The organism is Microcystis aeruginosa NIES-843, assembly GCF_000010625.1.
Classification (GTDB): domain Bacteria; phylum Cyanobacteriota; class Cyanobacteriia; order Cyanobacteriales; family Microcystaceae; genus Microcystis; species Microcystis aeruginosa.
The window spans coordinates 1352882-1368280 of sequence record NC_010296.1 but is presented as its reverse complement, the minus strand read 5'-3'; the positions used below and the strand labels follow the sequence as shown (position 1 = coordinate 1368280).

11 protein-coding genes are annotated in these 15399 nt (G+C 45.4%); 1 reads left to right on the top strand and 10 read right to left on the bottom strand.

The window, feature by feature from the left end; genetic code table 11:
• Positions 1–129: 129 nt before the first annotated feature.
• Positions 130–912: an MBL fold metallo-hydrolase gene (locus MAE_RS06710; protein WP_012264900.1), complete on the bottom strand. Its 783-nt coding sequence runs from the start codon at positions 910–912 to the stop codon at positions 130–132.
• A gap of 386 nt (positions 913–1298) precedes the next feature.
• On the opposite strand from MAE_RS06710, the gene gnd reads away from it, so the two are divergent.
• Positions 1299–2726 (top strand): decarboxylating NADP(+)-dependent phosphogluconate dehydrogenase, encoded by a 1428-nt coding sequence (gene gnd, locus MAE_RS06705; protein ID WP_002798655.1) that lies wholly within the window; start codon positions 1299–1301, stop codon positions 2724–2726.
• A gap of 62 nt (positions 2727–2788) precedes the next feature.
• Here gnd and MAE_RS06700 read toward each other — a convergent pair whose 3' ends face one another.
• From MAE_RS06700 to MAE_RS06660, 9 genes are all read right to left on the bottom strand, one after another.
• The gene (locus tag MAE_RS06700; RefSeq protein ID WP_002798654.1) at positions 2789–3415 is read right to left on the bottom strand and encodes a ribonuclease HII; all 627 of its coding nucleotides are present in this window, start codon (positions 3413–3415) and stop codon (positions 2789–2791) included.
• Positions 3412–5571 (bottom strand): Rne/Rng family ribonuclease, encoded by a 2160-nt coding sequence (locus tag MAE_RS06695; RefSeq protein ID WP_012264899.1) that lies wholly within the window; start codon positions 5569–5571, stop codon positions 3412–3414. Before MAE_RS06695 ends, MAE_RS06700 begins: the two co-directional genes overlap by 4 nt.
• 708 nt (positions 5572–6279) lie before the next feature.
• A complete protein-coding gene (locus MAE_RS06690; protein WP_012264898.1) occupies positions 6280–7797 on the bottom strand; it encodes an FkbM family methyltransferase in 1518 nt (505 codons plus the stop codon).
• A complete protein-coding gene (locus tag MAE_RS06685; protein WP_080506943.1) occupies positions 7790–8545 on the bottom strand; it encodes a DUF2232 domain-containing protein in 756 nt (251 codons plus the stop codon). Before MAE_RS06685 ends, MAE_RS06690 begins: the two co-directional genes overlap by 8 nt.
• Positions 8546–8730: 185 nt before the next feature.
• Positions 8731–9435, bottom strand: coding sequence for a Uma2 family endonuclease (locus tag MAE_RS06680; protein WP_012264896.1), 705 nt, complete (start codon positions 9433–9435; stop codon positions 8731–8733).
• A gap of 82 nt (positions 9436–9517) precedes the next feature.
• Positions 9518–10813: a CO2 hydration protein gene (locus tag MAE_RS06675; RefSeq protein ID WP_012264895.1), complete on the bottom strand. Its 1296-nt coding sequence runs from the start codon at positions 10811–10813 to the stop codon at positions 9518–9520.
• Between the two features lie 274 nt (positions 10814–11087).
• Complete coding sequence (locus MAE_RS06670; protein WP_012264893.1) at positions 11088–12638, bottom strand: NADH-quinone oxidoreductase subunit M; 1551 nt, start codon at positions 12636–12638, stop codon at positions 11088–11090.
• A 78-nt stretch (positions 12639–12716) separates the two neighbouring features.
• Positions 12717–13442: a carbonic anhydrase gene (locus MAE_RS06665; protein WP_012264892.1), complete on the bottom strand. Its 726-nt coding sequence runs from the start codon at positions 13440–13442 to the stop codon at positions 12717–12719.
• 81 nt (positions 13443–13523) lie between these two features.
• Positions 13524–15377: an NAD(P)H-quinone oxidoreductase subunit F gene (locus MAE_RS06660; RefSeq protein ID WP_012264891.1), complete on the bottom strand. Its 1854-nt coding sequence runs from the start codon at positions 15375–15377 to the stop codon at positions 13524–13526.
• Positions 15378–15399 lie beyond the last annotated feature (22 nt).

Below are 15399 nucleotides of genomic sequence, written 5' to 3'. Positions count from 1 at the left end.
CAAGAGAGCCAGTTTTTTCAAACAATTAATGTTATCTGTAGCCAGCAAAGATATAACAAAAATTCTACTTTTTTAGATAAAAATCGGGAAGAAAATTTTAACTTTTTTCTATTCTTCCCTTAACTCAGATTAGCTCAAACCAGGGACGCACTCGCCTAATTCCACCGTAAAAGGTTGCCAAGGACGAGGATCAATTACTTTTGTCGGCAAAGCATGGGATGTTAATAATTCTTGAAAAGATTCGGGACTACCCTCGGCACTTAACACCGCCATCAATAAACCTTTAAACTCGATATCACCACCGGCAGCCGTAGAAATAATATATTGAGGCTGCAAGCGTTGACAGACTGCTAAGGCGCTTTCTTGTCCTTTGATTACCGGTCCGAGGAAAGGTATTTTTAAGTCAATCAAAGGGGTAATAATCACGGAGATTTTACCAAGAGAATCGAGGCTAGGAGAATGATAACCGTGGGGTTCGTAGTAGATACTCTGATTTGTCGCTAATTCCTTGATAACATAACCATTTTCCACCAGAGTCGGCCCGACTGGAGAACCGGGGACAGCAGTAATTTCGATCGCATTGTCAAAGATATAACTAGAGCCGTGGTTTAAAGGGATGCGATGGGTATAATTGAGCGCTCGAACCACTTTTTCGGCATTAGGAGAAGCTACCACGGGAATTTGGCGATCGAGTACCTGTAAAGTGGGAGGATGAGCGTGATCTTCCAAACCTTGGGAGAGAAGAATCAGATCGATATTTTGGGGAATGGCATGATTAGCGGTTTTTTTGCCCTCAAATAGCCAAGTTAAATTACCAAAAGTCAGGGAACCTACCAACCAAGGATCGAGAAGCAGGCGTTTTCCCCCGATTTCGATTAACCAAGAATTACTATCAAGCCAAGTTAACTGCATATAAGAAGAATGAGGATTTTCTTAATTTAATTTAACATTACCATTAATTTTTCTGCGCTTGGGGGTTTTTCAGTCATCAGTGAATGCCATTTATAGCAGTTATCTTAATGGTGAGGTAGGAAGTCTCTGGTTTTAGGGAACGGGCAACAGTAGCCAGTCGTCAGGGGATGATACCAAATTAGGTTACACTTCATCTTGAGGAGAAACGCTGTAACACTCCTCACTTAATGCTGCTCACTGAAAACCCAAATCTGATCACTGATTACTGATCACTGATCACTGATCACTGATTAGTCAAGGCTTAAGAAATAGGGAAAGTTTAGCTATCTTAGGGAAAGTAGGCGCTAAAAGGGGAAGAAGAACGCATCAGCCGAGACTGAATTTCTATGACTAAACGTACCTTCGGTGTTATCGGACTAGCTGTCATGGGAGAAAATCTCGCTCTCAATGTGGAGAGTCGGGGTTTTCCTATAGCTGTTTACAATCGCACCGCCAGCAAAACTAAAGAATTTATGGAAACTCGCGCCGTCGGCAAGGATGTCAAGGCGGCCTATAGTTTAGAAGAATTCGTCCAAATTTTAGAGCGTCCCCGCAAAATTCTGGTCATGGTAAAAGCTGGCCCGCCGGTGGATGCCGTGATTGAACAATTAAAACCCCTTCTCGAAGAAGGAGATATGATTATCGATGGCGGTAACTCCCTCTACGAGGACACAGAAAGACGCACCCGCGACCTAGAATCGACCACTAAACTCGGTTTTGTCGGTATGGGGGTCAGTGGTGGCGAAGAAGGTGCTCTGCACGGTCCTTCCCTGATGCCGGGGGGTACAGAGTTCGCCTATCGGGAATTAGAGCCGATTTTAACCAAAATTGCCGCCCAAGTCGATGATGGTCCCTGTGTCACCTACGTGGGACCCGGGGGTGCGGGCCATTATGTGAAAATGGTTCACAATGGCATCGAGTACGGCGATATGCAGTTAATTGCTGAAGCCTACGATGTGCTGAAAAATGGTCTAGGACTAAGCAATCAGCAGTTACATGAAACTTTCGCCGAGTGGAATCGCACCGATGAGCTTAATTCTTATTTAATTGAAATTACCGCCGATATCTTTAAGTATGTTGACCCAGAAACCGGTCATCATTTGGTAGATTTAATCTTGGATTCGGCGGGACAAAAGGGAACCGGACGCTGGACCGTGTTAAGTTCCTTGGAGTTGGGGGTGTCAATTCCGACTATTTATGCTGCGGTTAATGCTCGCGTGATGTCCGCTTATAAGGATGAACGGGTGGCAGCCGCCAAAGAGTTACCCGGACCTGGGGAAACCTATCCGGGGGATGCGGCACTATTTGTGAATAAGGTGGGTGATGCCCTTTACTGCTCGAAAATGTGTTCCTATGCCCAGGGTATGGCCTTAATCGCTAAAGCTTCTCAGGAGTTTAAATATAATATCAGTCTGCCGGAATCAGCCCGGATCTGGAAGGGCGGCTGTATTATTCGGGCCGGTTTCTTGGATAAAATTCGCAAAGCTTTTGCGGAAAATCCGGGCCTGCCGAATTTGTTGTTAGCACCGGAATTTAAGCAAAGTATCCTCGATCGCCAAGAAGCATGGCGTGAGGTGTTAGTCTTGGCTAATAAGTTGGGAATTCCCGTCCCGGCTTTTAGTTCTTCTTTGGACTATTTTGATAGTTATCGTCGGGCCAATTTACCGCAAAATCTCACCCAAGCACAACGGGATTATTTTGGCGCTCATACCTATGAACGTACCGATAAACCCAGAGGTGAGTTTTTCCATACGGAATGGATGGCTGAATCGTAAAGCTATCTAATATCTTCTCCCCTTTTTATTTCTGGTAAAAAGGGGAATTTTTTGGCTATCGGTCAAGAAATTTCGATAACCCTTGGGCAAATTGTTCGGCAGTCATGCTCCAACCGCGGTTGGCAGGGACTAAAAGAGAGCCGGTGCTGAGAAGTAAGTCCATAGTTGCCAATCGCTTCTAGGTGTTGAGCAGTGCCATAACCCTTGTGACGAGCGAGTCCATAATCGGGATAGCGTCTGTGCCAACGAGTAATTAAGTCATCGCGCCAGACTTTGGCCACGATACTAGCCGCCGCAATTACCGGGGATTGTTGATCTCCCTGAATTACCGCCTTTTGGGGGATTGACAAATCTTTAATAATGTGCTTGCCATCGACCCAGCAGAGACTGGGGGAAAGGGGTAATTTCCCGATAGCTCTGCTCATCGCCAGTAGGGAGGCATGAAAAATATTCAAGCGATCGATCTCTTTCACCGTAGCATAACCGATGCGACAAACAAAATCCCGTTGTATTTGCCGGCTCAACTTTTGCCGTTTTTGGGGGCTAAGTTGCTTACTATCCTTCACCCCCAACTCCCACAGCCGTGCAAAACCAGAGGGGACAGTGACCACTACCGCCGCCACCACGGGGCCAAATAAAGCCCCGCGCCCCACCTCATCGACACCGGCAATTAAGGGTTCTGCGCTCATGACTCATCGACAGTGGCGGAGGAACGACGACGACGACGACGCAGCACCGCGGTTTCAGCCTCTAGTTGTGGCTCCTCTGTCACCTCGGCGCTCACCGGGGTCTCTAAAGGAATGACTTCGCCCAGAAAAACTGGAGTTTCGGTCGTAATCGGTTCGGGCGTAAAAGTCACTGGTGGACTAGCTTCTTGGTTGATTTCCTGACTAACTTCGCTAGTGGTGGAACGACGACGACGGCGCACCAAGGAACGATTTTCGGCTTCCTCGCCGGTTTCCGTCGCTTCTACCGGGGTGTCCTCGACTTCTAGGGTAGGAGTCAAGGATATTTCAGGAGTAACAGGCATTTCTGGGTTTTCCGCTTCTCTTTCCCCTGCCAGTTTCACGGAAACAATCACCGATTTCGGGTCTTTAAACTCCTTATCCACCAGAATCAGGGGAGAAATGCCCATTAAAGAATAAACTTCCTGTTCTACCGGGGTCATTTCCACGGAAACCCGCTCCCGTTCGCTGACGGGGATATTTTTGGCGGCGCTGGCATCTTCTCCCCGTTTCGAGAGACGGGCGGGGCGTTCTCGTTTTTCCTCAAAGCGTTGGGGTTCTGATTCCGGCTCGATTTCGTTGTTAACACCGTTAGTAGAGGCTTTTTCGCTCCGTTCCTCTTTTAGTAACAGTTCCGAGGGACGACGGCGACGGCGACGGCGAGAATTATTAACCTGTTCTTGATAGTTGGGATGGAAGGAAAGATCCATCCCTTGGGCGTTTTCTTCGGCCTCAAATTCGGAGAAAACTTCTAGATAGGGTTCGGCCGCCGCAACGCTAGGAGCGCTCTTATCGGGTAGAACTTTTGTATTAGTCGGAGCGACGATAAAGGTTTCTTTTTCCGCGCGGCTAACGGTGGGGGTTTCTAGGGCGATGGCGTTGCCTTCTCCGGGTAGATGGGCTAAATGGCCCAGTCCGCCGCAATGGTCACAGGTTTTGCCGAATAATTCATAAATGTTTTTCCCCTGACGCTTACGAGTTAATTCCACTAACCCCAATTCCGATAATTGGGCAATCTGGGGCCGGGCCTTATCGCTTTTCAGGGCCTTATTAAACAATTCCAGCAGTTTCAACTGGTCGCGACGGGAATCCATATCGATGAAGTCCACCACCACCACACCGCCGATATTTCTCAAGCGCAGTTGTCGGGCGATTTCTGTGGCGGCCTCGCTATTAGTCCAGAGTACGGTTTCTCGGGCCGTGGCCGAACGGGTAAAGGAACCGGAGTTAACATCAATTACCGTTAAAGCTTCCGTCGGTTCGATGATAATGTAGCCGCCGGAGGGTAAATCAACCCGGGGTTTGAGGGCCTCGCGAATGGCAGCGTTAACCCGGAAATAGTCGAGAATTGGCTGGGTTTCCCGATGGGAGTCGATATAAACCCCTTCGAGAGCTTTGCCGCCGCCCCAGTTCGTCAATTGCTGTTTAACTCGTTTTACCGCCACCGGGTTATCCACAACAATGCGATTGACATCGGCACTGTACATATCCCGCAAAACCCTTTGAATAAAGTCATCATCGCGGTTAAGCAGGGCCGGGGCCCTGGTGCTGACGGCCATCTGTTGGATGCTCTCCCACTGTTTTTGCAGAAATTCCAAATCCTCGATAATCGCCTCTTCCGCTTTGCCTTCGGCCTCGGTGCGTACCAGCAACCCCATCCCCGCCGGTTTGACCAAAATCGCTAAAGCTCGTAAACGGGAGCGCTCGTCTTCACTGCGGATGCGACGGGAAAGATTCACCCCGCGACCATTGGGCATCAATACCAGATAACGACCAGGGAGAGTGACATTTCCCGTTAGCCGCGGTCCCTTGTTGCCAGTGGGTTCCTTCATTACCTGTACCAGCACTTTTTGCTGGGGGGCCAGTAATTCCGTGATAGCACCGGCGGTTTTTTTCAGTCTTAAGGGACCCAGGTCGGTGACATGGATAAAGCCATTGCGTTCCGCATCGCCAATATTGACAAAGGCTGCATCTATCCCGGGGATGACATTTTCTACTAATCCTAGATAGATGTCGGCCACCTGCTGATTACCTGTGGCTACAACTAATTCCTGAATTTGATCTTCCCAAAAAACAGCCGCTATATGGTGTTGTTCGGCTATGATTATTTGTTTTGGCATTCAATTTCCTCAATCTTTCGGTTTCAAAAGCGACGGACCATGGGCTATTTGTCTATGCTTTGAGGCTACTTCTGGAAATCTGGTCTTGTTAAGAAAGTTCTAAGAAGATGAGTCCGCATCGTTAAAGCCTCATCTTGATGTTCATCTGCCTCTCAGACGTGGGAACTGAGTCTTGGTTTCAGTTGTTAAGTCTGTTTGGCAACTGCCGGCTTGACCCACAATTAGGTAAGCACAGCCAGGAGACGAGATTTTCAATTAATCCCTGAGTCTTGCTCGATAACAGCATTTTTTATCCGTTTCCGCCGGTTCTGTCTATCAGAATCTAGGAAAAAAGGAGTTTTTGAGTTACTCCCCTCGGCAACGGGTTTCTGTGGAAGGGAAAATAGCGCACTTTTCGATTTTCCAAAAACCACGATTCTTTTAAGAAATGCTTTAATCGAGTCTTATAGACGACTATAACTCACTCGGTCACTCTCTGACAAGACGATGATCCCCTGACCAAGATAAATTTTTCGGGGCAAGAAAGGAGTCAATAGCTAGAATTCAGGATTCAGGAGCAATGATAGGCAATAAAATAGACCTAAAAAGCTATATAGCTGACTTTTTAGGCTAAAATTTTCTTTTTATCTCCTTTTGGCTTTCTAAAGAATTAATTAACCCGCTAGTCCAGCTAGGATTATTCATGAGATGACCGGATTGACGGTTTCCTTAATCCCTTAATTCCCGTTCAGGCAAGGCGATAACGTTCAAAATTCCCTGTAAATCGGCTTCTGACTCGATTTCTAGCAATTCTTGCAGGTAGGGACGATAACGGTATAGTCGATAACCTTTCCCCTCTAACCATCGGGCCACAGCTAAATTACTGCCTTGATTAGCGGCAATATTTTCGTAGAGAATAATCGGGGCAAAACGCTCAATTAAAAGTTGACTACCTTCTAAAACCGGTACTTCGTGGCCTTCCGCATCAATTTTGAGTAAATCCACCCTTTCTAACTGATAGGTATCAATTAAACTATCGAGGGTAAAACAGGGAACTGGTTCGTAATTGTCTGACTTTAATTGGGCTGCATCGGTAACGACTTCATTTAATTCACTAGCTTGATACAGGGATAAATAAACATTTCCCCCTTGATTACTGGCTGCTCCTCGACAGGGATAAACCCAAGAAAATTGATTAACCCGACAGGTTTCTTCTAGCAACTGGATACATTGGGAAAAAGGTTCGATAGCGATAACTTTTCCCGTTTTTCCGACTCGATGAGCGGCACTAAAAGTATAAACTCCGGCATTTGCCCCCACATCAATAACCGTCATTCCTTCCCTAATACTATGGCGCCAAAATTCCATTTCTGCTTCAAACCAATCCCCTTGGGCGAGTAAAACTCCCGTGACAAAACTGCGAAAACTTGCTTCTACAGCTAGGGTAATATCCCGATCAAAATCGAGATAGGTAAAGGGCTGATTTATATCTAAATTTGTCCAACTTTTCCCCGTTACTTTCGCTGTTTCTAACCAAAAATTAGCTAATTGTTGTTGTCCTAATCCCCGATAGGCTAAATAAAGAGCTTGCAAATTGTCAGCATCTTCCGGATCGAGATTAACGGCGCGATGGAGATTAAATAAACCTTCTAGCTGTTGATTAATTAATTTGGCGATACCTAATTGACGATTGAGATGACAAGAATTGGGGTTAACATGATTAGCTAATTCCAAAAATCTTACCCCATTTTGATTATAAAAAGCCAGGGATGAGCGATATAATATTTCTGTAGATAAAAACAAGGTCTGCTCGCTATAATTAGCGGTTTCCAATAAATCCCTTAATAACTCCTGTCGGTTATGGGCAGGAAAATAATAAATTAACCCCGGGGGATAATTAGCATTCACCGATGATAGCACTTGGACTAAAGCATTAAAAGCATTTTGTGCCGCTAAATCTCGATCGCCTACTAGATAATAAACTAGAGCTAAATGGGCAGTAGCAAGGGGATAAACCGCCATTTCTAGGACTCTTTGCAGAGATTGAAAAGCCATCTCCACATACATCGATCGCATTGGGGAATTTTCCGCTTCAATTAAAGCCATCACCGCACAGTTATGAAAATCTAAAGCCGTTTCTGGTTCATCCCAATTAGTAGATAGATTTTCTGCGATTAAAAACTCTCCATCCAGTGCCGGATTAATTGACTGGAGATACTGACGATAAAGCGCTAAATAATCACTCATAATCTAGTATGACCTGCACCCATTTGGGCGGACGAGAAATCGGATTACCGAGGCGATCAAGAACTAATAACGCCACTAAATGCACGGCAAATAAGTATAATAAACTATTGACAAATATGCCCACAACTGCTATCGATTGCACTTGCAGCAGCGTCGGTTTAGCGAGAATCCCTAACTGGGTGAAAATCCAATCGATAAAATTAGTCGCTTGGGTAATCACATATAACCAGAGATTTTCGCCTAAAAGAATTGAAAACAGCCAAAAACGAAAGAAGAAACCAAAAGCACCCAACAGTCCCCCAGTCAAGATAGAAAATTCCCAGCGCGCACCCCGGCGCCAGCATAGCCCCAATTGTAACCCCATCAAGCCGTGGGGAATCAAAAAGACGATACTGCGAGTCGGTCCCATTAACACCGACAAAAGTAAACTGGAAACTAATGCTGTCATGGAAGCACAACGAGCGCCCCAACGTAAATAGGCTAAAGCGATAGGAATCGGGAAGAAAACCCTTAATAACGGTCCGAGGGGAAAATAATAGTCAATTAACCAGATTAAACTGGTAGCACTGGCCAAAAAAGCCGTCTCCACCGTGATCAGGGTAGCGATAGACTTGAGAGGAGATGGTTGGATAGGTTTGGCAGTGGGTTTATCTAGGGGTTTCTCCTCTTCCCCCAGATCTACCCAATTGGTTTCATCTATTGTCTCTTCTGAGGATTGAGCGGGAGAATTAGCGTTAGAATCATTCATTCTATCAGTTATCCGGTGGTCGGGACGGGTTGGCAAGCTATTCTTAGCTTAGACTTGTGACTCCCAGTCAGGCAAGAGGCAAAAAATACTAAGCTGTTGACTATCTAAATGGGAGAGGAGAGTGAGGTGTTAGGGGTGGGGGAATTTACGGAAAATATTCCTATTTTCACTGAAAAAAAACGGCTCTAAATACCTTCTAAATCGGCTCCTAACTCGCGTAAGCGAGATTTTAATTGTTCTATTTGTTGTAAAGCTAAAACCTTCTCTTGACGTTCCTGTTTAGCCACTTCTGCGGGGGTAGGAATTAATTCACCCTCCCTATTGAAATAGCGTAATTGTTGTTGATAAATACCCAGAAATAAGCCTAAGAGATCGCTCCATAGCCAACCCCTGTCCGTCGGTTCAATTGCTTGATATTGCCCTTCCATTAGCCGAAATCCTTGTAATTCTAAGGTTTCAGGATCGAACCAAAAATAATCGGGAGTGCGAAAAATATCTTGATAAATTTGTTTTTTCTCGCCGCGATCTATTTTGGCGGTACTAGGAGACAGAATTTCCACGATAACATCGGGATATTTGCCCCCTTCTCCCCAAACTACCCAACTTTTTCGATCTAAGCGTCTTTCTGTTCCCAAAACGACAAAAAAATCTGGTCCGCGAAAATACTCAGATTTTTTCTGATTAGGACTATAATAAATGGTCAAATTAGCGGCGGCAAAATAATCATTACGCTCTTGCCATAACCATTCTAAACACTGAAGTAAAATCAGAATTTGTTGTAAATGAGCGTAGCTTTCCAAGGGGGGTTCCTCACTCCAGATATCCCCGGGGGGAAATTTTACCTCATCCGCACAAAACTCGTTATTGTCGATGATGGGAAAAGTGGTCATCTTTTTTGAGGTTGGGTGTCGGTCATCTCATTATATCAAAAAAGGTGGGCGATAAACCCACCAGAAAAATAATCAAAAAACCTCAACGATAATTAGGACTTTGGATATCTCTAAGACGCGCTTCGGGGCGTTTAAATCTGTCCATTTGTGCCTCAAAGAATTGACGATTTTTGAGTAAATGTTTGGGATTAGGATCGTCGAGGGGATAGAGTAAAGCAGTGCGTAGAGCTTGAATAACTGCCGAAGTAACATTATACATCGATCGCTGGAAACTAATCCCCAATTGAATCAAAATATCATCTTGCCCCCGGCATTGTTGCTGATAGTAATCGATCAGATATTGGGGTAAAAAATGATACATATCATCCATTAACAACGTGGGGGGAATTCCCGCAGTACCCACGGGGAAAACATCCGCATAAAGAATGCCATAGTGAAAGTCTTTTTGTTCGTCGGGAACCTGTTTGGCTTGGGCATTATAGGACTTTGTACCCCGGAAGGGAGCAGTACGATAAAAGACCGCTTCCACATAGGGTAAAGCCGCTTCATAAAGCCAAGTAAAAGCCTTTGATTTGGGGATAATTTCGTAGCATTGACCATCAATATAAACGTGATGATAAATCGGCCGGCCAGCGATGGCAAAAATACCATTAACGAGGAAATTCATGGCATCAGGAACACCTTTAAACCCGCCTTCATCGTAGATATCAGACATCTCGAAAAATACCGGGGCCATCACTTCCCAGAATAGTCCTAAATTGGAGTAGTAGGACATCATCCGCACCTGTTCCAAGAACATATCGGGGAACAGGTCATAAAGTTTCATCATCACGGGGTTTTTCTTGAAATAGGCCTTAATAGCGCGGTCGGCATTTTGGCGATATTCTTCTGAATCAAGATAGGCATCAAATAAACCCCAACCCATATCGCGGCCATGCCATAACATGGCTTGCATACAGGCTTCAGCAAATTCCATATTAATGCGATCATGCCAAAGATGATGGATTAATCTGGGCATTTTTCTGGTTTTACCTTTATCCATGAATTCTAACAATTCAGGGTGAGCAGAACCCGTGCCGCGCCAGATGCGTAAATCGGCATTATCGCCAGCGTAATGATTTTGTAGGTCTAGGTATTCTTGGGGCAGAAAATATTTAAAAAAGGGCAAAGGATCGAGGAAAACTCGTTCGGCAATATAGAGCAGATCTCGCCAATAAAAATCCATCGGCACGGCATAAGCTTTATAAATGCCGATAATTTGCATCAGGTTTTCGGGAGTATCCGGCAACATGGATCCACCCGCTTCTAAACGATGGATAATGTCGGCGAATTCGTGAGTAGAAGGGGGAATTTTGGCTTTGATTAATGTCCCAGTCATAGTTTTAGGTAAAGTAATTAGCAGCGGTTACAATAATTCGGAAACAGCGAGGGATAACTAACTAGGGTCTGCTGAAAAAGTTTTTCGTGGGGGCAGGGTGTGGGGTGTGGGGTGTGGGGTGTAGGGTTTTACCCATTTTCAGACGGTCAATTACCTAATTTTCAGGAAAAAAGTCCCGGAATTTTCGCCCCGATCACTCTCGGCTGGCACTTTTTGAGGTCAAAAAAGTCTAAAAGTTTTATCCAACAAGGTTTTTAGATTTATTCAGCCAACCCTAACTATTACTCAAAAATTTACCCCGATTCAACCAGTTGGTTTTTGAGGACTTTTGCGAAGATTTTTTGAGGACAAAACTAGGTTTTGCTTCTCCCGATAAGCTGGCAACCATCGAGTTAGTGGTGGGTTCAATCCAACGGACTAAATAATTGGGTTGAATGCCTAAAAAGACGATTAATACCATTAGAACAAAAGCGGGGATAGTTTCCGATTTCAGGACTTTGGGATAGTAGGCAAGTTTATTATCCAATTTGCCAAAACAGGTGCGATTAAGCAGGATAACAAAGTAAACCGCCGTTAAACCGGAAGCGATGATACAGAGAACCGTCTGCACGGGAAAACGGGAAAAACTACCCTGAAAAACGATAAATTCCGCCACAAATCCCACTAATCCAGGGATACCAGCGCTGGCCATACCGGCGAGAATTAAGAGGGCGCTAACCAAGGGTAAACCGCGAATTGGGTTCATTAAACCGTTTAAAACGTCTAAATCTCTAGTTCCGGCTTTGCGTTCGACAATGCCCACCAGATAGAATAAGAGGGCGAGAATAAGACCGTGGCTAATCATTTGCGCGACGGCACCAAGGACGCTTAAACCCGTGCCGGCGGCGGCTGCTACCAGTATATAGCCCATGTGACCGATCGAACTGTAGGCTACCATGCGTTTAATGTCTTTTTGGGCAATAGCGCTCAAGGCCCCGTAAATAACGCTAATAACGCCGACAATTGCCAGTCCGGGGGCGATTAAAGACCAAGTTTCCGGGAATAATTGCAGACCAAAGCGAACTAAGCCATAAGTACCGAGTTTAGCGAGGATACCACCTAGTAAAATGGCTGTAGCGGGGGAAGCTTCCGTGTAGGCATCCGGTAGCCAAGTATGGAGAGGTACGAGGGGGATTTTGATGCCAAATCCCACTAACAGCAGAGTTAAGAGTAGTAACTGGGTTTTTTGGGAGAAATCGGCGGTGGAGAGGGAGGAATAGTCAAAAGTACCACCGTTGAGGAAACCTATGCCTAAAAATGCCGCTAGGACTAATAACCCGGAGACAGCAGTGTAGAGAAGAAATTTAATCGAAGCATAGCCACGTTTTTCGCCTCCCCAGATAGCAATCATCAGATAAAAGGGGATTAATTCTAGTTCATAGAAAACGATGAACAGCAGCAGGTTTTTGGCCATTAATGCCCCAGAAACCCCGGCGTTAATCAGGAGGATTAGGATGTAATAAAGTCGGGGACGCTCTATTTTTTCTTCGCTACTATAGATAGCTATTCCTGTCAAGAAACAGTTTAAAATAATTAACAGTAAGGACAAACCATCGACTCCGAGGTTATAACTTAAACCGATTGGTTTTGCCCATTCGCGGTATTCAGAAAATTGAAAGCCATTACTGGTTAAGTTATATTGGGTCAGCAGATATAAAGACCAAAAGAGGACGGCGGCAACAAAAAAGAGGGTAATTTGACGTAATTTTGCTGGGGCAAATTTATCGGGGAAAAGACCGACGATAATTGCTCCAATTATTGGCAACCAAAGCAGGGTACTGAGCATATTGGTATCGATCGAATTTATAATGACTGGGATGAGAAAAGGATTAGCCAACCGACACGATGACTAATCTAGAATTGACTAAATTAAACTCACTTTGCCGGTATCGAGATCGTAGTAGGCTCCAACAATTTTTAATTGTTTTTTATCTACTAAATCACCCATGACCGGGGATTTGCCCAATTTCTCTACTTGATAGATAACATTGGATTTAATTGCTCGCTCAAGTTTGTTGGAACCGGGTTGTCTTTCGGCCCGATCAACTCCCACCTGTAGGCCATCGATTAAACGACCGATTTGTCCAGGGAAACGACCCCCTTCAATGGTGGCTTTTACCGCTCCACAACGAGAATGGCCGAGGACAACAATTACCTTAGCTCCTAACACCAACGTGCCGAATTCGAGGCTACCAATTTCTTCGGAAGTGGCTAAATTTCCCGCTACCCGACAAACAAATAGATCTCCTAATCCTTGATCAAAAACGATTTCTGCCGGCACGCGAGAATCGGCACAGCCCAAAATTGCCGCAAAAGGGGCTTGACTTTCGGCCACTTCTGTGAGTCGAGCTTGATCGCGGTTAGGACTTTTTTTTCTTCGTTCCCAGAAACGTTGATTGCCTTCCATGAGCATAGTTAAGGCCTGGTCTGGGTTCAATCCTTGATTTTGAGCGGTCAGCCATGGCTCAGAATTAACAGCAGTTTGGGCGTTAGTTTGGGACAACTGAGAACCCAAAACAGTAGCGGCCAGACCGGTTCCCAAAAAACCACCACCATAACGGATTAATTGGCGACGAGAGGTATTGAACATAGGTAATTGTTTCCATATAATCAGGACAAATCCTATTGTCAGGGCTAGGGATGCTAAAGAAAAGCCTAAGTTATCAAATCTTTAACTGAAAACTAGAGAAATTTGTGCTAGTAGGGGCCAGCAGATGATAATACCAATCAAAGCCACCCCCAAAATAATCGACAGAAAGTAAAATTGGGTTTGGCCCGAGACGTTATATTTCAAACTCTGACCACCAAAAACCGTGGCTAATCCCACCAGGTTAACGATGCCATCCACCAGAAAGGTATCGATCCAGTTAATAATTTGCGAGATTAATCCGACGACAAAAACGATGGTGACTTTATACAATTGGGCCGTATAAAGGTCGTTGGCAAAGAAATCTTGAAGGGCTTTCGGTTGAAAAACGATCGGTTTGGAGATATTTTCATTCAGATAAATATAGGCTGCCGGAATTACGCCCCCAGCAGTGGAAAGCACCAAGAGAAAAGCCACTCCCAGATTTAAGTTACTTGGTAATAAATGCCATTGCGCTAATAAAATCGGCAGATGAAGGGCGAAACCCATGGTCACAGTCATGGGGATAACTAAGGGCCAAAGAGCTTCCGGAGAGCGCAGGGTCATTGGTTTGATTTTACCGCCAAAGAAAACGCAAAATTCTCTAGTGACACTAAAAGCAGTTAAAGCATTGACCAACAATAGCACTAATAACAGTAAACCACTGATTTCTGCGAGGCGATCGCCCATGCGCGCTAATGCCCAAAAACCACCAAAGGGAGGCAGTGCGACCAAACTAGCGGCACCGACGAGATAACAAATACCAGAAACGGGACGACGGGACCATAAACCGCCGTATTGGCTTAAATCTTGGCTGATATTATTCCAAATGATGTTACCCACCACCATGACTAACAGGGACATAGCGATCGCATAAGTAAAGAGTAACACTAAAGCGGTTTCCGTTTGTCCGGTGGCCACAGCGATAAAAATCAGTCCCATGTAGGCGCTGACGGAATAGGAGAGGGAGCGCTTGACATCGATCTGGGCGATCGCAATTAACCCCGCACCGATGGCAGTAACAGAGCCAACAATGATCATTACTTGCAAGGTTAAGGGCGATAATTGCAGCACTGGCTCTAATTTCACCAATAACCAAGCGCCGGTGGAAACGACGACCGTATTCCGCAGAATTGTCGCTGGCATCGGTCCTTCCATGGCCTCATCTAGCCATAAATGCAGGGGAAATTGAGCGCATTTGCCCATTGGACCTGCAATCAGGGCTAAACAGAGTAAATTAGCCACATTGGGGTTTAAATTGGCTGTAGCCGCCCATTGTGCTAATTGGTCAAAGTTCCAGGTTCCCGCCAGGGGTAAAAGGGCCACCACTCCCATCAACAGGATTAAATCGCCAATCCGTTTAGTCAGAAAAGCGTCCCGCGCCCCCGTCACTACCAGAGATTGATTGAACCAGAAACCAATCAGCAGATAAGTGCCGAGAGTCAGAACTTCTAGCACACAATAGCTGAAAAATAGCGAATTACAGATAACTAGGGCGCACATACCCCCTTCAAAGAGGGCGACGAGAGAATAAAACCTTGCCCAACCCCAATCCATTTCTAGATAGGCGATCGCATATACCTGGGCGGCGAGGTTTAAGCCGGTAATTAGCAGTAAAGCCCCGATATTAACGGCCGAAATCTGCACATCTAAAGATATGCTTAAATCTGCGGCATTTAGCCAATTAAATGCTATAGATTGGGGCGGACGACCCCAAACGGCGATTAAAGCAAAAAGGCTATGCAAAAAAGCCCAGCAGGTCATGATCAAGTTCAGATAACCGGCCGGTCGGGGGCCGGTTTGCCGGATAATACCGGGAGACCAGGGTAGAGCGAGAAGTGCGCCCGCAAAGGCGTAAAGAGGTACCAACCAGATAGTCTGGCTGAAGGACTCGAACATATAAACACCTCAAGAAGAAAAA